We start from the raw sequence: 19,420 nt of genomic DNA, 5'->3' as shown, positions 1-19,420 counted from the left end.
CGGGCGGCCGGGCGCCGCACTGCGCCCTGCGCTGATCCGTGCCGTGGCCGTCAGGTGCCGGCTGCTGCACCTACAGGCGATCGTAGGGGCCTCGCTGGTCGGCGTGTTCCGGTCTTCGGGGTGAGTGCCCTCACACGCCCGGTCGGGCGACGGACATCGGCCGTTCACCGCGTCGACACGGTCGCCCAGGCCGCGCCGGACCCCGGTGGTGTCGGTCACCCGGTCACCGTGGGCGAGCGGTGGCCCACGAACACCGCCGCCCGACGCATCGACGGGCGGCAGCATGCCGAGCAGCCCCGGGGCGGCGCTGGGGAGAGCGCCAGCCCAGGGGCTGCCGGTGGATCGTCGTCCGGCCGGGCCGGACGGTCAGGCGGTCTCGGTGATCGGGCGGTCGACCCAGCTCATCATGCCGCGCAGCTTCTTGCCGGTCTCCTCGATCGGGTGCGCCGCACCCTCGGCCTGCCACTTGGTGAAGTTGGGCCGGCCGGCCTCGTCCTCGGCGACCCACTCGCGGGCGAACTCGCCGGACTGGATCTCACCCAGGATCTTGCGCATCTCGTCCTTGACCCGGGAGTCGATGATGCGCGAGCCACGCGACAGGTCGCCGTACTCGGCGGTGTCGGAGATGCTGTAGCGCATCTTCGCGATGCCGCCCTCGTACATGAGGTCGACGATCAGCTTCAGCTCGTGCAGGCACTCGAAGTAGGCGACCTCCGGGGCGTAGCCGGCCTCGGTGAGCACCTCGAAGCCGGTCTGCACCAGCGCCGAGGCACCGCCGCAGAGCACCGCCTGCTCGCCGAAGAGGTCGGTCTCGGTCTCCTCGGTGAAGGTGGTCTTGATCGCGCCGGCCCGGGTGCCGCCGATCCCCTTGGCGTAGGCGAGCGCGAGCGCGAGCGCGTTGCCGCTGGCGTCCTGCTCGACGGCGACGAGACAGGGCACGCCCTTGCCGTCGCTGTACTGGCGGCGGACCAGGTGGCCGGGGCCCTTGGGTGCGACCATCGCCACGTCCACCTCGGCCGGCGGCTTGATCAGGCCGTACCGGATGTTGAAGCCGTGGCCGAAGAAGATCGCCTTGCCGGGGGTGAGGTGCGGGGCGATCGACTCCGCGTAGATCCCGCGCTGGGCGGTGTCCGGTGCGAGCACCATGATCACGTCGGCCTCGGCGGCGGCCTGCGCCGGCGTGACGACCCGCAGGCCCTGCTCCTCAGCCTTGGGACGGCTCTTCGAGCCCTCCGGCAGACCGATCACCACGTCGACGCCGGAGTCACGCAGCGAGAGCGCGTGGGCGTGGCCCTGGCTGCCGTAACCGATGACCGCGACCTTCTTGGCCTGGATCAGGCCGAGGTCGGCATCGTCGTCGTAGTACACCTCAACGCTCATGAGAACTTCCCTTTCGTACGACGGCCGGGGCGGCCCGTCGTGGTCTGTGCGGATGAATTTCCGGGGCGGCCCGCCGGGGCCGACCGGCGGCCGGTCAGGCGGCCCGCAGCGCGGGACCGGCGGTGATCGAACGCGAGCCGCGCCCGATGGCCACCAGCCCGGACTGGACCATTTCCTTGATGCCGAAGGACTCGAGGTCGCGCAGGAGCGCGTCGAGCTTGTCCGGGGTGCCGGTGGCCTCGATGGTCAGCGTGTCCGGTGCGACGTCGACCACCCGGGCCCGGAACAGGTTGACGGTCTCCAGCACCTGCGAGCGCGCGGCCCGGTCGGCGCGAACCTTTACCAGCAGCAACTCCCGGGCAACCGAGACCTGCGGATCCAGCTCAACGATCTTGAGCACGTTGACCAGCTTGTTCAGCTGCTTGGTGACCTGCTCCAGCGGGGACGACTCCGCGTTGACCACGATGGTGATCCGGGAGACGTCCGGGTTCTCGGTCTCGCCGACGGCGAGACTGTCGATGTTGAACCCACGCCGGGAGAACAGGCCGGAGACCCGGGCGAGCACGCCGGGCTTGTTCTCCACCAGCACCGAAAGCGTATGCATAGTCATGATCAGATGTCATCCTCGTCGAAGACCGGGCGGACGCCACGGGCGAACATGATCTCGTCATTGCTGGTGCCGGCGGCGACCATCGGCCAGACCATCGCGTCCTTGCCGACCACAAAGTCGATCACCACGGGCGCGTCGTTGATCTCCATGGCGGCGGCGATGGTCTTGTCCACGTCAGCGGCGTTCTCGCAGCGCAGCCCGACGCAGCCCAGCGCCTCGGCGAGCTTGACGAAGTCGGGGATGCGGTGCTTGTGGGTGCCGAGCTCGGTGTTGGAGTAACGCTCGTTGTAGAAGAGCGTCTGCCACTGCCGGACCATCCCCAGATTGCCGTTGTTGATCACGGCGATCTTGACCGGGATGCCCTCCAGCGCACAGGTGGCCAACTCCTGGTTGGTCATCTGGAAGCAGCCGTCACCGTCCACCGCCCAGACCACCGTGTCCGGCTTGCCGACCTTGGCGCCCATCGCCGCCGGCACCGCATAACCCATCGTGCCGAGACCGCCGGAGTTCAACCAGGTGTGCGGCTTCTCGTACGAGATGAACTGCGACGCCCACATCTGGTGCTGACCCACCCCGGCCACGAAGATCGCGTCCGGGCCGACGATCTCGCCCAGTCGCTTGATCACGTACTGCGGGGACAGCGTGCCGTCGGACGGCTCGTCGTAGCCCAGCGGGTAACGGTCGCGCAGGTCGTTCAGCTGCGTCCACCAGTCACCGAGGTCGGCGGTACGCCCCCCCGACCGCTCGGCGCTGACCGCGACGATCAACTCGTCGATGACGTGCTTGGCGTCGCCGACGATCGGCACGTCCACGTGCCGGTTCTTGCCGATCTCCGCCGGGTCGATGTCCGCGTGGACCACAGCCGCGTCCGGGGCGAACGAGTCCAGCTTGCCGGTGACGCGATCGTCGAAACGCGCGCCCAGCGCGACGATCAGATCCGCCTTCTGCAGGCCGTAGACCGCGGCGACGGTGCCGTGCATGCCGGGCATCCCCAGGTGCTGCTGATGCGAGTCGGGGAACGCCCCGAGCGCCATCAACGTGGTGACGACCGGGATGCCGGTCAGCTCGGCCAGCCGATGCAGCCCGTCGGTGGCACCGGCCTTGAGCACGCCGCCGCCGACATAGAGCACCGGCCGTCGGGCGCCAGCCATCAGCCGCGCCGCCTCCCGGATCTGCTTGCCGTGCGGGTGCAGGGTCGGCCGGTAGCCGGGCAGGTCCAGCGTGGGCGGCCAGGAGAAGGTGGTCGGCGCCTGGAGCACGTCCTTGGGGATGTCGACCAGGACCGGGCCGGGTCGCCCGCTGCTGGCCAGGTGGAACGCCTCGGCCAGCACCCGGGGGATCTCCTCGGCGTTCTGCACGAGGAAGTTGTGCTTGGTGATCGGCAGGGTGATGCCCTGGATGTCCGCCTCCTGGAAGGCGTCGGTGCCGATCGACGGGCGGGCCACCTGACCGGTGATCGCGACCATCGCCACCGAGTCCATGTACGCGTCGGCGATCGGGGTGACCAGGTTCGTCGCACCCGGGCCGGAGGTGGCGATGCAGACGCCGACCTTGCCGGTGGCCTGCGCGTAACCGGTCGCCGCGTGCCCCGCGCCCTGCTCGTGCCGCACCAGGATGTGCCGGACCGTCGAGTCGTAGAGCGGGTCGTACGCCGGCAGGATCGCGCCGCCCGGAATGCCGAAGACGACGTCGACGTCGAGCGCCTCAAGGGACCGCACGAGCGAGCCGGCCCCGGAAACCTGGGTCGCGGCGGCGGGCCGTACCGCCGGGGTGGCCGGGGTGGCCGTGCGCGTGCCGGCCTGGTCGACGTCGAGGGTCGGGTCGGCGGCCGCGCGGGCCCGGCGGGCGGTGTGGGCGAGGGTCTCGGGCGTGGGTCTCGTCATGGCGGTTCTGGCCTTCGGCTGGAGTGGCTGGTGGCTAGTCAAGCGATGCGACGCGGGCGCGGCCCGCTTCGCCAGGTTCCGATGGCAATAAAAACGGCCCTCGTGCAGATGCACGGGGCCAGCGCACTCTCGGTGAGGGAGAGTGCGCTCAGGTAAGTACTCGCAGCGACCGGTACGACGACATGCGGCTAAGCCTGACGCATCTCACGCGATGAGTCAACTGATCCCACATGTTGGTTAACGGAGGTCGGCGCGTCGGCCGGCGACGCGCCATCGGCAGACGGGTTGAGCTGCCCGGACCCGCCCGGAGCGGGACGTGGCGCCGGCACCGCGGTGGGACGCGCACCCGGGGACGTGGCCGCCTCCAGCATCGCCTCCAGGTGCTCGGCCGGCACCCCCCAGCCGAAGAGCGCGCCCTGGCCGAACCGGCAGCCGGCGGCCACCACGGCGGCCAGCTCGGTCGGGGTGGTCACCCCCTCGGCGATCACCTCCAGCCCCAGCTGATGGCCCAGTCGCATGACGATGTCGACCATCGGGGCGAAGGCCGGGCCGTCTTGGTCGACCGGGCGGACCGGTTCGTGCTCGGCGACCAGACTGTGGTCGATCTTGAGGATGTCGATCGGCAGCCGCCGCAGCTGCCCCAGCGACGAGTAACCGGCCCCGAAGTCGTCCAGCGCGATCCGGACACCGGTCAACCGCAGCGCGGTCAGCCGCCGGATCAGCTCGTCCAGGTCGGTGGCGACCGCGTGCTCGGTGACCTCCAGCACCAGCCGCTGCGGCGGCACGTGGTGGGCGCGCAACGCCTCGGCGACCTGGACCACGTACTCCGGGGCGTGCAGCTCGCGGGGGGAGACGTTGACCGACACCCAGACGTCGTGCCCGTCCGCCAGCCACCGGGAGAGCTGGTAGCAGGCCTGGTGCAGCACCCAGGCGCCGAGCGGAGCGATCATGCCGCACTCCTCGGCGAGCGGGATGAACTCGTCCGGACGGACGTTGCCCAGCTCACTGTGGTGCCAGCGGAGCAACGCCTCGGCGCCGACCGGCCGCACCGACGGCAGCGACGCCACCGGCTGGAAGGCCAACCGCAGCTCGTCGCGCTCGATGGCCCCGCGCAGCTCGTGCTCCACCGTCGTCCGCCGGCGCAGCAGCTTGTCGTACGCGGCGTCGTACCGCTCGATCCGGTTCTTGCCCCGCTGCTTGGCGTAGCGCAACGCCAGGTCGGCGTGCCGCAGCAGCAACTCCACGTCCGGCTCGTCGGCCCAGTCGGCCACCCCGATGCTCACCGACAGGAAGACCGGCCCCTCCGGCTGGTCGTACGGCCGGTTGAGCACCCCGAGGAGCCGCTCGGCGACCCGGTCCGCCTCGACCGACCGGCCCTGCATGAGCACGGCGAACTCGTCGCCACCCAGCCGGGCGGCCACGTCACCGGGGCGCAGGTTGCCGCGCAGCCGCCGGCCCACCTCGGCCAGCACGGCGTCGCCCACGTCGTGGCCCCGCATGTCGTTGACGTTCTTGAAGCCGTCCAGGTCGAGGCCGAGCAGCACGCACGGGTTGCGGTCCGCGGCGTTGTGGTGCAGCGCCCGCAGCAGCCCGCGCCGGTTGGCCAACGACGTCAGCGGATCGGTGTGCGCCAACTCCCGGAAGTGCGCCTCCCGCTCGGCCAGGCGGCCCGCGTACCCTCGGACGTCGCGAAGGGTGAGGTACTGCCGCGCCACCAGGGCGAAACCCTCGACGCTGCCGGCCACGATGCCGGCCGCGGTGAACCGGCCGTCCTGGGCGAGGTGGTACATCGCCGAGGCGGCCATCGCCAGCATCGGGGCGATGGCGTACTCGCCGTCGCGACCGACCAGGTCCAGGTCGACCTGCCCCGGCCGGTCCGCCCGGTACAGGGCGAGCGCGACGGTCAGCAGGCCGGCGGCGAGCAGCGACGCGCCGGTCAGCGCCATGGTCGGCCCGGCCTGGCAGAGCCCGGCGCTGAGCCCCAGCCCGCCGCAGCTCACCGCGGTGATACCGGCGCACAGCGCGGCGAGCCGTCGCCGTGGGGCGGCGGCCCGGAAAACGACGATCACGGCGAGGCCGGCGCCGAGCGCCGCGCTCACCGTGGCCACCAGGATCGCCGGGCAGGCCATCGGGGTGGCGGCACCGAGCAACCGGGTGGGCTCGGAGAAGAGCACCCAACCGACGAACCACAGCGCCGCCGCAATGACCAACCCGTCCAGGGCGAGCCGGGCCGTTCCCGCCGCGGTGGCGGCCACCCCGGGCAGTCGGAGCAGACCGGCGGCGAAGGCCAGCCCGCTCACCGCCGTGCCGATCGCCACCAGCGTCGCCCAACCCGTGCGCTGCCCCTGCTCGTGGGCCCAGTGGTCGTTCGCGCTGAGCGCGGCGACCACCCCGGCCAGGAGGCTGATCAGGGCACCGCCGGCGGCTGCCGCGAGCAGCACGTGCGCCGGTCGACGCGGCCCCGTCCGCCGCCGGGCGACGACGGTCAGCAGCACGACGGCCACCGCGGCGACGAGCCCGCTGAGCGCCGCGACAGCGGCCATGCCCGGTGGAAAATGCACGCCTCCAAGAGTGCCGGATGGGCGCACGTCGTGGGGGGCTGAGTGTGCATCTGTTGGGACACGGCAGATACCCGGGTGGGGCCGCGCGCCGGCGGTGTCATGCTGGTATACATGCCTGAGCTGCGGTCGAGGACTTCCACACACGGTCGGACGATGGCCGGCGCCCGGGCCCTCTGGCGGGCCACCGGGATGACCGACGACGATTTCGGCAAGCCGATCGTCGCCATCGCCAACAGTTTCACCCAGTTCGTGCCTGGTCACGTACACCTCAAGGACATGGGGGGCCTGGTCGCCGACGCGGTCGCCGAGGCCGGCGGGGTGGGCCGGGAGTTCAACACCATCGCTGTCGACGACGGCATCGCGATGGGCCACGGCGGCATGCTCTACTCGCTGCCCAGCCGCGAGCTGATCGCCGACGCGGTCGAGTACATGGTCAACGCGCACTGCGCGGACGCCCTGGTCTGCATCTCCAACTGCGACAAGATCACCCCCGGGATGCTGCTGGCCGCGTTGCGGCTCAACATCCCGACCGTCTTCGTCTCCGGTGGCCCGATGGAGGCCGGCAAGACGATGGCGATCGAGGGTGTCGTGCACAGCAAGATCGACCTGATCGACGCGATGATCGCCTCCTCGAACGAGGCGGTCACCGACGAGCAGCTCGGTGAGATCGAACGCTCCGCCTGCCCGACCTGCGGCTCCTGCTCCGGCATGTTCACCGCCAACTCGATGAACTGCCTCACCGAGGCGATCGGGCTCGCGCTGCCGGGCAACGGTTCGACGCTGGCCACCCACGCCGCCCGCCGGTCACTCTTCGTCGAGGCCGGCCGGACCGTCGTGGAGATCGCCAAGCGGTGGTACGACGGCGACGACGAGTCGGTGCTGCCGCGCACTGTCGCCTCCAAGGCCGCCTTCGAGAACGCGGTCGCCCTGGACGTGGCGATGGGCGGCTCCACCAACACGGTGCTGCACCTGCTCGCCGCCGCCCGCGAGGCGGAGCTGGACTTCGGCGTCGCCGACATCGACGCGATCTCCCGACGGGTGCCGTGCCTGGCCAAGGTCGCGCCCAACTCCCCGCAGTACCACATGGAGGACGTGCACCGGGCCGGCGGCATCCCGGCGATCCTCGGCGAACTCGACCGGGCCGGGCAGCTCAACCGGGACGTGCACGCCGTGCACTCCCCCTCGCTGGCGCAGTGGCTGACCGACTGGGACGTGCGCGGCGGCTCCCCCACCCCGACCGCTGTCGAGCTGTTCCACGCCGCCCCGGGCGGGGTGCGTACCGTCGAGCCGTTCTCCACCACCAACCGCTGGTCGTCGCTGGACACCGACGCCGCGGGCGGCTGCATCCGGGACCGCGAGCACGCGTACTCCGCCGACGGCGGGCTGGCGATCCTGCACGGCAACCTGGCGCCCGAGGGCAGCGTGGTGAAGACCGCCGGCGTGCCGGACGACTGCCTGACCTTCCGGGGCCCGGCGAAGGTCTACGAGTCGCAGGACGACGCGGTGACAGCGATCCTCGCCAAGCAGGTGGTCGCCGGGGACGTGGTGGTGATCCGGTACGAGGGGCCCAAGGGTGGCCCCGGCATGCAGGAGATGCTCTACCCCACCTCGTTCCTCAAGGGACGCGGCCTGGGTCGCTCCTGCGCGCTGCTCACCGACGGCCGTTTCTCCGGTGGCACCTCCGGGCTCTCCATCGGGCACGTCTCCCCCGAGGCGGCCTCCGGCGGGATGATCGCCCTGGTCCGCGACGGCGACGAGATCGTCATCGACATCCCGAGCCGGTCGATCTCCCTCAACGTGCCGGAGGACGAGTTGGAGGCACGCCGGGTGGCCGAGGAGAAGCGCGACAGGCCGTACACCCCGACCGACCGGCAGCGCCCGGTGTCGGCGGCGCTGCGCGCGTACGCCTCGATGGCCACCTCGGCCAGCGACGGCGCCTACCGCCGCGTCCCGGAGTAACCGACCGCCAGCCCGACAACCCTCAGTCCATCGGGGCGTCGCGCGGGTCGGGACCATCGTCGAGGAGGCGTACGCCGTCGTCGTCGTGGCGGTGCACGCGTCGGTGCGGCCAACCGCCTCCGGCAGTCGCCACTGCCGGTCCAGCCACAGCGACGGCAGGTCGGCCTCGTCCACCACCGCGGCGACGGTGGTCGGTCGACAAAGGCGGTGCCTCGAATAGACGGGGTGGGCTAGCGTGTCGACGGTCTACTGGGGATCGCCCCAGATTCCTACGGGGGAAGGTCGGTACGTGTCAGTTTGGAAGAAGCCCATGCTGGTGGCGGTCTCGGCGCTCAGCGCGTTCGCGATCTCCGCCTGCGGCGTGACGTCTGGCGAGTCCGAGGCGCCGAAGCAGCCCACCGTCCTGCAACTGCTGGCCAGTGATCTCAAGGGGTCCCTGCAGAAGGCCGTCGACACCACCAACAAGACCGACTCGGTGACCGTGACGATGACGGGCACGATGGGCGGCGAGAAGATCTCGATGCGGGGTGTCCTGGACCTGGGTGACCCGCTCAAGGCCGACATGACGATGACCGACGCGAAGGGAACCACGACCACCGTCCGGATGATCGGTGCCGTGGTCTTCACCGAGATTCCGGAGGAGGGCCGCGCGCGTACGGGTGGGAAGCGCTGGATGAAGATGGACCTGTCGGGTCTGGGCGAGCTGACGGGCACGGGCTTCACGAAGCAGTTCGAGAACGCCGACCCGGTCAAGCAGGTCAAGACGCTGCTCGCTATCGAGGGCACGACGGTCGTGGGGCAGGAGACGGTGAGCGGGGTGCCAACTGTGCACTACACCGTCACCACTCCGGTGGCGACCTACCTCGCTCAGATCGACGCCGCGCGTCGGGACGTCACCGAGCAGGCGCTGGCCGCGCAGGGCGTCAAGGAGCTGACGATCGACCTGTGGGTCGACGAGCAGTACCGGCCGCGCCGGGCCGGCCTGGCGATGGGCGCGATGGGCGACATGGTGATCGACTACACCGACTACGACAAGGCGGTGACCATCGAGTCGCCGCCGCCAGCGGAGACCGCCGACTTCGCCGAGATGCTCAAGGGTCTGCAGGACCTGACCACGACCTGATCGGATCTTGGAGCACTGCCTGACTGGCATGACCGACACGGGATCAGTGATATCGGGGTAACGCGTGGACGCGGATACCGCGTGTTCAAGGATCCCAAGTCGATCATGGCTGGGGTCAGTCAGGAATCACCAGGTCAGGACGGCGCCCACGGTCCGCTGACGAACCGGCCGTCGCCGACGAACGGACTGACGTTGGGCAGGCACCCGCCCAGGTCGATGGTCTGGGTCATCATGACCGGGCCCGGCTCGCCCAGAGCGCCGCACTTCATGTGGGCGAAGCCCAGGAAGTGGCCGAACTCGTGATTGATCACGCCCGCGTGGTACTCCTCGATGGTGACCGGGTACCCCGGCGAACCCTGGAGCCAGCGCCGCAGATTGATCATGATCGTCTTGCCGTACTTGCAGGAGTAGACCCCCTCGGTGTCGACGCCGCTGGCGCCGCAGAGTCGGTCCACCGTCCGGGGTGTCGCGAGCCGCACGTCGACGTCGGCCTTCGAGGTGCCGACCCGCTGGAAGGACCACGATGCCCGGCTCAGGTTCACGGCTTTGTTGGTGACCGGGTGCTGCGCCGAGGTGGCCCACCCGTTCGGTGCCGCCAACACCTGCTCGATGCTCTCGGCGAACCGGTCCGGTTTCCAGGCGGGGATGTCACCCCAGGCGATGCCCTTCTCCACCGAGACGCTGTAGCGCACCCGCTTCTTGCCGGTGCCGATCACGCGACCGGTGCCGGCGGCCCTGGTGAAGGTGCCGGCGGCTCTGGTGGGAATCTCCTCGTCGGTCGGGATCTCCGGGGTCGGGCTGGAGACGGGATTCTGCTCCGCGCTGCCGGCAGCCGGGCCGGAACGTGGGACTTCGGCCTGCCCGGAAGCCCGCGCCGACAGGCCACACGCGGCGGTCGCCAGCACCATCGCCAACGAGATCGGTACGAGCATCCGTCCGCTGATCCGCACGGTGAGAACCTCCAGAGTCGATCACGGTCAGGTGAGGAACGCTGGAAGGCTAGGTGACCAGGAGTAAGGAAAACGTCAGGACGATCGGCGTCGACAGCCCGCGGTGCGGTGGCGGACGAGCGAGGTCAGTTGGCCGCCACGACGTGGTCGATCACCAGGTGGGCGGCGCCGGTGATGCCGACGTCCTGGCTGGTGGCGACCCGCTCGATGAGCAGGGTCTGGGTGGCCAACGGCAGGCACCGCTCGTAGAGGGTGGCTCGCATGCTGGCCAGCAGCGGTTCGCAGTCGGCGAGTCGACCGCCGATGGCGACCACCTGCGGGTTGAAGAAGTTGACCACGACGGCCAGGATCTCGCCGATGGCCCTGCCGGCCTGCCGGGCGAGCGCTGTCGCGTGCCGGTCGCCGTCGTCGATCAGGCGGATCACACCGGTCAGGTCGGAGACCGTCACGCCCTGCTCGCGTAGCGCGGTGACCAGGGCCGCGCCGCTGGCCACGGCCTCCAGGCAACCGGCGTTGCCGCAGCTGCACAGCGGCGCGGGATCGGCCACCACCCGGCAGTGGCTGATGTCGCCGGCCGACCCCTGCGCGCCCCGGTGCAGCCGTCCACTGGAGATGACACCGGAGCCGATCCCGGTGCCGGCCTTGATGTAGACGGCATGGTCCAGTTCGGAGTGTGCGGTGCGGTGCGCGCCGAGCGCCATCAGATTGGCGTCGTTGTCCACGATGATCGGCACGTCGACCCGGCCGGCGCAGAACGCGGCGACGTCGAAGCCGTTCCAGCCGGGCATCCGGGACGGGCTGACGATCCGGCCGGTGGCGTGCTGCACCGGGCCGGGAATGCCGATGCCGAGACCTCGCAGCGCGCCCGGGTCGCCGTCCGCCGTCGAGGCTGACGACACGGGACCGGCGGACGTCGGGTCACCGGGCCAGGCGGCCAACGCCGCGACCTCGGCCAGCAGCGAACCGAGCACCTGCTCCGGGCCCTCCTCGATGCGGACCGGCAGGGTGCGTGCCTGGACCACCCGCCCGGAGAGGTCCAGCGTGCCGACGCGCGCGTGGTGCGCGCCGAGGTCGATGGCGCCGACCACGGCGCCGCCGGTGGGCACGGCGAGCTGGCGCGGCCGGCGTCCGCCTCGGGACCGCCCGGCGCCGGTCTCCTCCAACAACCCCTGGTTGATCAATGCCTCGACCCGCTGGGAGACCGTCGACGGAGACAGCCCGGAGAGCCGGGACAGGTCGGCACGACTGACTGCCGCTCCGGTGGCCACCCAGCGCAGCAGCTCCCGAGGGCCGCCCCGGAGGGCTTCGCGTGGCGCGTCGTCAATCGTCACGTCAGGTTCTTAGCATCCACAGTTTGTTCAAGCAACTGGTTGACTTAGTTTCCTGGCTACCTTTAGATGGCGCTGTTGGTTCGATATGAAGCCGACTTGATTCGGTAGTCGAAGAAAGTGGGGCCGTCTGGTGGCACCGGGGACGACGGGTGCGGACCGACCGATGGTGTCGGTACGCGGCCTGCACAAGTGGTTCGGCCCGCTGCACGTGCTCAAGGACATCGACCTCACGGTGGCCGCCGGCGAGGTGGTCGTCGTGGTGGGGCCGTCCGGCTCCGGCAAGTCGACCCTGTGCCGCTGCCTCAACCGGCTGGAGACGGCCGGGCAGGGCAGCATCGAGATCGACGGTGAACCGCTGCCGGCCGAGGGTCGGGCGCTGGCCCGGTTGCGCGCCGACGTCGGCATGGTCTTCCAGTCCTTCAACCTCTTCGGGCACAAGACGGTGCTGGACAACGTCACCCTCGGCCCCACCCGGGTCCGCAGGATCGCCCGTCCCGAGGCGCGGCAGCAGGCCATGGCCCTGCTGGAACGCGTCGGGATCGCCGACAAGGCGAACCACCACCCGGCCCAACTCTCCGGTGGGCAGCAGCAGCGGGCCGCGATCGCCCGGGCGCTGGCCATGCAACCGAAGGTGCTGCTCTTCGACGAGCCGACCTCGGCCCTGGACCCGGAGATGGTCAACGAGGTGCTCGACGTGATGGTCTCCCTCGCCAAGGAGGGGATGACCATGATCGTGGTCACCCACGAGATGGGCTTCGCCCGTCGCGCCGCCGACCGGGTCGTCTTCATGGACGACGGCCGCATCGTCGAATCCGGCGCCCCCGACGAATTCTTCGCAGCTCCGCGCACCGAGCGGGCCCGCGACTTCCTTTCCAAGATCCTCCAGCACTAGCCCCCAACGGGAGGGTGTCATGTCAATCCTCAAGAAGAGCTTCACCCGGCGGCGCTCGCTCGCCCTCACCGCGACCGCCATGGCGGTGGCCCTCGTCGCCACCGGCTGCGGCGGTGACGGCGACAGCAGCGCCCCGAAGCTGCCCGGCGACGCCGGCCTCGGTGGCGACGGCGTGGTCGCCCAGTCGGTGTACGACGCCGCTCCGGTCGCCAGCGACGCGGACATCCCGGCCGGCTCGACAATGGACGCGATCCGCAAGCGCGGCTACCTGAACATCGGCGGTTCCCTGGATGCGCCGCTGCTCGCCCAGCAGAACCCGGTCAGCGGCACCATCGAGGGCTTCGACGCCGACATGGCGAAGCTGCTGGCGAAGTACATCATCGGCAAGCCCGAGGTGAAGACGACGACCATCGGCACCCAGACCCGCGAGGCCATGCTTCAGGCCAAGTCGGTCGACGCCGTCTTCCAGACGTACACGATCACCCCGCAACGGGCCACCCAGGTCGCCTTCGCCGGGCCGTACCTCACCTCCGGCCTCGCCGTCGGGGTTCGCAAGGACGACACCTCCATCAAGAGCGTCAAGGACCTCGCCGGCAAGACCGTGATCGTCGGGGCGAACACCCCCGCCGTCACCGCGCTGCCCTCCGCCGCGCCCGGCTCGAAGCAGATCGCCTTCGGCACCGACCCGCAGGCGCTGCAGGCCCTGCTGCAGAAGCGCGGCGACGCGTACGTGCAGGACTTCACGCTGCTCGCATCGGGTGCCAAGGCCAACCCGGGGATGAAGGTGGTGGGCGAGCCCTTCACCACCGAGGCGTACGGCATCGGCCTCAACCGGGAGGACACGCAGTTCAAGGAGTTCGTCAACAACTGGCTGAAGAAGATCCAGGCCGACGGCACGTGGGCGAAGGTCTGGGAGGGCACCCTCGGCTCGGTGGTCGAGGGCGGGGCACCCACCCCGCCGGCCCTCGGTTCCGTCGACGGCTCCTGAGCAGTCTCTCGTACCGATGGAAGCCCTCACCGCCCACCTGAGCCAGCTGGGCCACGGCTTGGTCACGACGGTCGAACTGACCGTCGTGACCACCGTCGGCGCGATGCTGCTGGGCATCGTCGTGGCCACCCTGCGGATCGCCCCCGTGCCGCTGCTGCGCGCCATCGGCACCGCGTACGTCGAGGTGTTCCAGAACCTGCCGCTGCTGGCGCTGCTGGTGCTCTTCGTGTTCGCGCTGCCGACCATCGGCATCACGTTCCCGCTGTTCACCTCCGCCGCGATCGTCATCGCGGTGTACGAGGGGGCGTACCTGGCCGAGGCGATCCGCGCCGGGATCAACACCGTCGGTGTGGGCCAGGCCGAGGCGGCCCGTGCCATCGGGCTCACCTTCGGCCAGTCCCTGCGGCACGTCATCCTGCCGCAGGGACTCCGGGCGGTGATCCAGCCGATCGGCAACATCTGCATCGCGCTGCTGATGAACACCTCGCTGGCCGCCGCCGTCGGCGTGGTCGAGCTGACCCAGGCGGCCAACAACGTGAACCTGGTCGAGGCCCAACCGATCGCCGTCTTCACCGGCGCCGGCCTCGCCTACATGCTGCTGGCGCTGATCATCGGTCAGGTCACCGGCCTGCTCGAACGAAGGCTGGCGATCGTCCGATGAACAAGACCCAACAGATCCTCTTCGACGAACCCGGCCCCCGCGCCCAACGGCGGATCCGGATCGCCACCGTGCTGGGCGCCGTCGGGCTGGCCGGCGCCCTGGCCGCGGCCGTCTACCAGTTCGCCAGCCACGGCGAACTGGCCGCCGACCGGTGGGAGCCGTTCACCACCTGGCCGATCTGGCGGTACCTGCTCAACGGCCTGTGGGCTACGCTGCGCGCCGCCGCCGCGACCGCGGTGCTCAGCGCCGCGCTCGGGCTGATCCTGGCGCTCGGCCGGCTGTCGACGCACCGACCGCTGCGCTGGCTGGCCGGGGCGTACGTGGAGATCTTCCGGACCGTACCCACCCTGCTGCTGATCTACGTGACGCTGTTCGCGCTGCCGCAGTACGGCCTGAACTTCCCGCTGTTCTGGAAGCTCGTGGTGCCGCTGGTGGTATCCAACTCGGCGGCGTTCGCCGAGATCTTCCGGTCCGGCATCCTGGCGCTGGACCGGGGACAGACCGAGGCCGGCCTCGCGGTCGGGCTACGCCGCGGGCAGGTGATGGCGCTGGTCGTCCTGCCACAGGCGTTGCTCCAGCTCGCCCCGTCCCTGGTCAGCCAGCTGGTCGGGCTGCTCAAGGACACCTCGCTCGGCTTCGTGGTCAGCTACACCGAGCTGCTCTACAGCGGACAGGTGCTCGCCTCGTACACCCATTTGCTGATCCAGACGTTCCTGGTGGTGGCGCTGATCTACCTCGTGGTCAATGCCTCGCTGTCGAAGTTCGCCCGCGTACTCCAGGCCCGCAACGGCCGCTTCGGCGGCCGACGCGGACGGCGGACCGCTGAGCTGCCCCCGCCACTTCTCGAAGGGAACACTCCCCGGTGACCATCTTCCGCTACGCCGAACTGGCCCGGGTCGTGCGCAACGGCTTCGTCGAGAGCCGGCACTACGGCAGCGTCGTCGTGCTCGCCCCGGACGGGACAGTCGCCCTCGCCGCCGGCGTACCCGACGAGCCGGTCCTCCCCCGCTCCACCCTCAAGCCGGTGCAGGCGCTGGCCTGCCGGGTCGCGGCGGGCGACGAGCTGACCGGCCCGGCGCTGGCGCTCGCCGCCGGCAGCCACACCGGCGACGACCGGCACGTCGAGGTGGTCCGGGCGATGCTGGCCGGGGCCGGCCTGACCGAGGACGCGCTCGGCTGCCCGCAGGACTGGCCGGAGGACGAACCAACCCGGGACCGGCTGATCCGCGCCGGCGGGCAGCGCGAGCGGATCCGGATGAACTGCTCCGGCAAGCACGCCGCGATGCTCGTCGCCGCCGTCGCACGGTCCTGGAGCACCCACGACTACCTCGACCCGGACCACCCGATCCAGCGGGAGACCGCCGCCGCCGTCGCCCGGCTCGCTGGCACGCCGATCGCGCACCACGCTGTCGACGGCTGCGGCGCACCGCTGTTCGGGCTGCCGCTGACCGGCCTGGCCCGCACCTTCCAGGCCCTGGTCACCGCGCCCACCGGCAGTGACGAGGCACTGGTCGCGCAGGCCATGCGCCAACACCCGGAGTACGTCGGCGGCTGGCACGGCCACCCCAACACCGACCTGATGCGGGCGCTGCCCGGCGTCCTCGCCAAGGGCGGAGCCGAGGGTGTGCTCGGGGTGGCCGCACCGGACGGTCACGCCGTCGCGGTGAAGGTGGTCGACGGATCACCCCGCGCCACCACCGCGATCGCCCTCGCCGCCCTCGACGCCGTTGGCGTACCGGTGGCCGGGGCCGACGCGCTGCGCCAGGTGCCGGTGCTCGGCGGCGGCGCACCGGTCGGCGCCGTCACGGCCGTCATCGACTGGACCACCGCACCGTCTCGGACCGAAGCGGCACCGCCACGCACGGAAAAGGAAGAATCATGAGCACATTCGAGATCTGCATCGACAGCGTCGAGGGGGCGGTCGCCGCTGAGGAGGCCGGCGCCGACCGGGTGGAGCTGTGCTCCGCGCTCTTCGACGGCGGGCTGACCCCCAGCCTGGGCACCATCGAGACGACACTGCGCGCCGTCAACCGGATCCGGGTACACGTGATCGTCCGCCCCCGGGCCGGCGACTTCATCTACTCGCCGTTCGAGATCGAGGCGATGGAGCGGGACGTCCGGGCCGCGGTGGCGGCCGGCGCGCACGGCATCGTGATCGGCGCGCTGACCGCCGAGGGTGACGTCGACGTGCCGACCACCCGCCGGCTGATCGCCGCCGCCGGTGACGCCAGCATCACCTTCCACCGGGCGTTCGACATGACCCGCGACCCGCACGCGGCGCTGGAGCAGCTGATCGAGCTGGGCGTCCACCGGGTGCTCACCTCCGGCCAGGAGGTCAGCGTGCTGGAGGGCGCTCCGCTCATCGCCGACCTGGTGCGCCGGGCCGCCGGCCGGATCGTCGTCATGCCGGGCGGTGGCATCACCCCACGCAACATCGCCCGGATCGTCGAGGCGACCGGCGCCGACGAGTACCACTTCGCGGCCCTGGTCAGCTCGGACAGCCCGGCCGTGCACCGCAACCCGGCGCCACTGATGGGTGGCAGCCTGAACCGGCCCGAGTACGAGCGCTCGGGCACCTCCGGCGCCCTGGTCGGCCAGGTGCTCGCCGCAGCCCGCGCCTGACCGCCTACTGCTACTGACGAGCGGTGGTCCCGGGGGACGTTCAAGTCCCTCCGTGACCACCGCTCGCGCCGTGGTGGAGCCGGTCATTCGGGCTACACCGGTCACCCGGTGGCGAGGTTGATGGCGACGCCGACCGGAATGGACGCCGCCAGCCCTGCGACCAGCCACCACAGCTGCTCCCGCCTGGCCTTTCGCTGTGCCGACTGGAGCCCGCCCTGGATCTGGCTCAGGGTGTTCGCCACCATCGTCAGGTCCTTGGCACGACCGGCCTGCTCGCTGGTGAGGGAACGCCGCAGCACGGAGCGGCGAACCCGGCTCGTCGTCGACAACGTCAGCTGATGCCGACGAACCCGACGCGACGCGACGACCGTCGACCCCGGGTCCCCGAAGTCGTCGCCGGTGCCGCCATCGTCCGGATCCTCCTCGGCCTCGGGCCCGCGGAAGTAGCCGATCGGGAACAGGCGTGACCACAGCCGCGTCCAGCGGTCCTTCCACCAGAGACCACCGCCAGCGCCGAGCAGAACGAGGTTCACGACGATCGCGCCGATCGCCCACCTGTCGGTGACGAAGAAGCCGACGGCACCGACGGGGACAGCCGCCAGGATGAGTGCCTTCGCCGCCGCGGTGCCGCTGATCCCCTGCATGCCCGCCATTGAACCGGCCCCGCCCGGCCGACAGGGGCCCTGTTATCCGGAAGGCGACAGCAATGTCCTCGCGGGACAGTTCATCGTCCGACCGGAAAGTGCGCCAGGCACAGAGCGGACGGCGACCTGCCTCAGTAGCCCAACAGGGCGATGAGCAGCGAGGACACCGCGGCGACCAGGAGCACCCCACCGGTGCCGAGGCCGACGACCGCGCTCACCGCCACGGCGCGAGCCCGGGCCACCGGCACCGCCGCGACCGCCACCACGGTGACGAGCGCGGCGACCAGATGAATCAACGGGTAGTCGATCAACGCCGCAACCGGGAAGAGGTGCACGCCCACGACGAGGGCGATCCATGGGGCGACCAGCTCATTACGCCGCAGCAGAGCGAGCAGCCCGGCACCGACCGCAGCGACGCCGAACTCGATGCCGACGACGATGCCGAAGGTTGGGCTGGTGTCGGCGTCGAATGCCGTACCGTCCGACCAGTGACGCCAGGCGAACAGAGCCCCGGCGGCCGCCGTGAGCAGGGAAAGAACCGACCCGGCGATGAGCACCCGCCGCCACCGCTTCGGGGGCGCCTCCTGCGCCCAACCGAACCAGCTGGTGGCGAAAAAGGCGAAGACGAACGCCGTCGCCGCCGCGTCCCGGACATGTTCAGTGATCATTGGCTCCCCGCGATACCGCTGGTTCGACGTCGGACTTCGCCGTTGACAGCGGCGCTGTCACCGCCGGGCCACGACGCGGTAATCCTGTCCTGACCGGTGTGCTCGATGACAGGGCGGGGTTGCAGTCGCTCACGCTCGGCCCTCTATCCGTGTAGCTCGCGGCCGTGTCGTCGGGCGCCGCCGCCTCGGTGCCGATGCCCCGCTACGTCCGGGCAGCCCGGCGGTGTTCCCGTGGGCTGACGCCGCGGATGCGTTTGAAGGCCGTGCTCAGGGCGAAGGAGCTGCCGTAGCCGACGTGGCGGGCGACGGCGCCGACGGTGGCGCCGGGCTCGCGGAGCAGGTCGGCTGCCAGGGCCAGCCGCCACTCGGTGAGGTAGGACATGGGCGATTCGCCGACGAGCGCGGTGAATCGGCGGGCCAGCGCCGCCCGGGAGACCCCGGTCTCGGCTGCCAGCGACGCGACGGTCCAGGGTTGGGCCGGCTTGTTGTGGAGCATTTGCAGGGCCCGGCCAACGATGGGATCGCTGTGCGCTTTGTACCAGCCGGGGGCATTGGCCGCCGGTCGCGCGAACCATTCACGTAGCGCGGCGATGAGCAGCAGGTCGAGCAGCCGGTCGAGGACCGCTTCCTGGCCGGGATCGTCCTTGACGATCTCGGTGGCCAGTAGCGGTACCAACGGGGAGTCCCAGGAGTCGCCCGGGACGACCAGTAGCGGCGGCAGTGCGCTCAGGAGCCGCTGACTGACCTCGCCCCGCATCGTGTAGGTGCCGGTGAGCAGCGTTGTCGGGCCGTCCGGGTTGTTGCCCCAGGTGCGTACGCCCAGCTCCATCATCCCGGGCAGTTCCTGCCCGTCGGGGGTGGTGCAGATCTGGCCTGGGTGAATGACGACCTGCGGCGCCGTGGCCGGCTCGTCGGCGACGGCGTACGGGTCGGGGCCACGAATGATCGCCAGGTCGCCTGGACTGAGCTGTACGGACGCACCCTCGTCGGGAACGACCCAGGCGTCCCCCTGGACCATGGCCACCAGGGTGAGCGGCGCCTGGTCTTCGATCCGTATCGACCAGGGCGGGGTCAGGACCGAGCGGAGGAGGAACGCTCCCCGGGCTCTGGGTCCGTCGAGGAGACTGACGACTGCGTCCATGTAGACG

At 70.8% G+C, this 19,420-nt stretch carries 17 protein-coding genes; 8 read left to right on the top strand and 9 right to left on the bottom strand.

All coding sequences use genetic code 11. From position 1 onward, the window contains the following. Positions 1-366: 366 nt before the first annotated feature. From ilvC to KBX26_RS09605, 4 genes are all read right to left on the bottom strand, one after another. Positions 367-1,380, bottom strand: coding sequence for a ketol-acid reductoisomerase (gene ilvC, locus KBX26_RS09620; RefSeq protein ID WP_030337234.1), 1,014 nt, complete (start codon positions 1,378-1,380; stop codon positions 367-369). A 94-nt stretch (positions 1,381-1,474) separates the two neighbouring features. Further along, on the bottom strand, positions 1,475-1,990 hold the full coding sequence (gene ilvN / locus KBX26_RS09615) for an acetolactate synthase small subunit (protein WP_030337232.1): 516 nt from the start codon (positions 1,988-1,990) through the stop codon (positions 1,475-1,477). Positions 1,991-1,992: 2 nt separating this feature from the next. Continuing rightward, positions 1,993-3,873, bottom strand: coding sequence for an acetolactate synthase large subunit (locus KBX26_RS09610; protein ID WP_210865207.1), 1,881 nt, complete (start codon positions 3,871-3,873; stop codon positions 1,993-1,995). A 188-nt stretch (positions 3,874-4,061) separates the two neighbouring features. Next, a complete protein-coding gene (locus KBX26_RS09605) occupies positions 4,062-6,416 on the bottom strand; it encodes a bifunctional diguanylate cyclase/phosphodiesterase (protein WP_210865224.1) in 2,355 nt (784 codons plus the stop codon). Between the two features lie 129 nt (positions 6,417-6,545). Here KBX26_RS09605 and ilvD point away from each other — a divergent pair, with 129 nt between their 5' ends. Both ilvD and KBX26_RS09595 read left to right on the top strand, forming a co-directional pair. After that, positions 6,546-8,393: a dihydroxy-acid dehydratase gene (ilvD, locus tag KBX26_RS09600; RefSeq protein ID WP_030337227.1), complete on the top strand. Its 1,848-nt coding sequence runs from the start codon at positions 6,546-6,548 to the stop codon at positions 8,391-8,393. Positions 8,394-8,682: 289 nt separating this feature from the next. Then, complete coding sequence (locus KBX26_RS09595; protein WP_210865206.1) at positions 8,683-9,516, top strand: hypothetical protein; 834 nt, start codon at positions 8,683-8,685, stop codon at positions 9,514-9,516. Positions 9,517-9,650: 134 nt separating this feature from the next. Here KBX26_RS09595 and KBX26_RS09590 read toward each other — a convergent pair whose 3' ends face one another. Together KBX26_RS09590 and KBX26_RS09585 are read right to left on the bottom strand one after the other, a co-directional pair. Further along, a complete protein-coding gene (locus tag KBX26_RS09590) occupies positions 9,651-10,466 on the bottom strand; it encodes a DUF3152 domain-containing protein (protein WP_210865205.1) in 816 nt (271 codons plus the stop codon). Positions 10,467-10,591: 125 nt separating this feature from the next. Continuing rightward, a complete protein-coding gene (locus tag KBX26_RS09585; RefSeq protein WP_210865204.1) occupies positions 10,592-11,797 on the bottom strand; it encodes an ROK family transcriptional regulator in 1,206 nt (401 codons plus the stop codon). A 163-nt stretch (positions 11,798-11,960) separates the two neighbouring features. On the opposite strand from KBX26_RS09585, the gene KBX26_RS09580 reads away from it, so the two are divergent. Genes KBX26_RS09580 through KBX26_RS09555 form a run of 6 tightly spaced genes read left to right on the top strand, consistent with a single transcriptional unit; the run spans position 11,961 to position 16,960 of the window. After that, positions 11,961-12,689 (top strand): amino acid ABC transporter ATP-binding protein, encoded by a 729-nt coding sequence (locus KBX26_RS09580; protein ID WP_030337219.1) that lies wholly within the window; start codon positions 11,961-11,963, stop codon positions 12,687-12,689. Positions 12,690-12,708: 19 nt separating this feature from the next. After that, complete coding sequence (locus KBX26_RS09575) at positions 12,709-13,677, top strand: glutamate ABC transporter substrate-binding protein (protein WP_210865203.1); 969 nt, start codon at positions 12,709-12,711, stop codon at positions 13,675-13,677. A 16-nt stretch (positions 13,678-13,693) separates the two neighbouring features. Beyond that, the gene (locus KBX26_RS09570; protein WP_030337216.1) at positions 13,694-14,338 is read left to right on the top strand and encodes an amino acid ABC transporter permease; all 645 of its coding nucleotides are present in this window, start codon (positions 13,694-13,696) and stop codon (positions 14,336-14,338) included. Then, a complete protein-coding gene (locus KBX26_RS09565; protein ID WP_051708836.1) occupies positions 14,335-15,204 on the top strand; it encodes an amino acid ABC transporter permease in 870 nt (289 codons plus the stop codon). Before KBX26_RS09570 ends, KBX26_RS09565 begins: the two co-directional genes overlap by 4 nt. Further along, positions 15,201-16,220, top strand: coding sequence for an asparaginase (locus tag KBX26_RS09560; RefSeq protein WP_307857777.1), 1,020 nt, complete (start codon positions 15,201-15,203; stop codon positions 16,218-16,220). Before KBX26_RS09565 ends, KBX26_RS09560 begins: the two co-directional genes overlap by 4 nt. Then, on the top strand, positions 16,217-16,960 hold the full coding sequence (locus KBX26_RS09555; protein ID WP_210865202.1) for a copper homeostasis protein CutC: 744 nt from the start codon (positions 16,217-16,219) through the stop codon (positions 16,958-16,960). The genes KBX26_RS09560 and KBX26_RS09555 overlap by 4 nt, the downstream gene beginning before the upstream one ends. A 101-nt stretch (positions 16,961-17,061) precedes the next feature. On the opposite strand, the gene KBX26_RS09550 is transcribed toward KBX26_RS09555, so the two are convergent. The 3 genes from KBX26_RS09550 to KBX26_RS09540 all read right to left on the bottom strand — a co-directional run bounded on the left by KBX26_RS09550 (position 17,062) and on the right by KBX26_RS09540 (position 19,413). Further along, positions 17,062-17,604: a hypothetical protein gene (locus KBX26_RS09550; protein ID WP_210865201.1), complete on the bottom strand. Its 543-nt coding sequence runs from the start codon at positions 17,602-17,604 to the stop codon at positions 17,062-17,064. A gap of 131 nt (positions 17,605-17,735) precedes the next feature. Next, positions 17,736-18,272 carry a hypothetical protein gene (locus tag KBX26_RS09545; RefSeq protein ID WP_030337206.1) on the bottom strand — a complete coding sequence of 179 codons (537 nt, stop codon included), beginning with the start codon at positions 18,270-18,272 and terminating at the stop codon, positions 17,736-17,738. A gap of 202 nt (positions 18,273-18,474) precedes the next feature. Next, positions 18,475-19,413 carry an AraC family transcriptional regulator gene (locus KBX26_RS09540; RefSeq protein WP_030337204.1) on the bottom strand — a complete coding sequence of 313 codons (939 nt, stop codon included), beginning with the start codon at positions 19,411-19,413 and terminating at the stop codon, positions 18,475-18,477. Positions 19,414-19,420 lie beyond the last annotated feature (7 nt).

The sequence above is a fragment of the Micromonospora sp. C97 genome (genome assembly GCF_018070385.1).
In the GTDB taxonomy this organism is placed as follows: domain Bacteria; phylum Actinomycetota; class Actinomycetes; order Mycobacteriales; family Micromonosporaceae; genus Micromonospora; species Micromonospora parva.
Note: the sequence above shows the minus strand (reverse complement) of the source record. Positions and strands in the feature narration are given on the sequence as shown.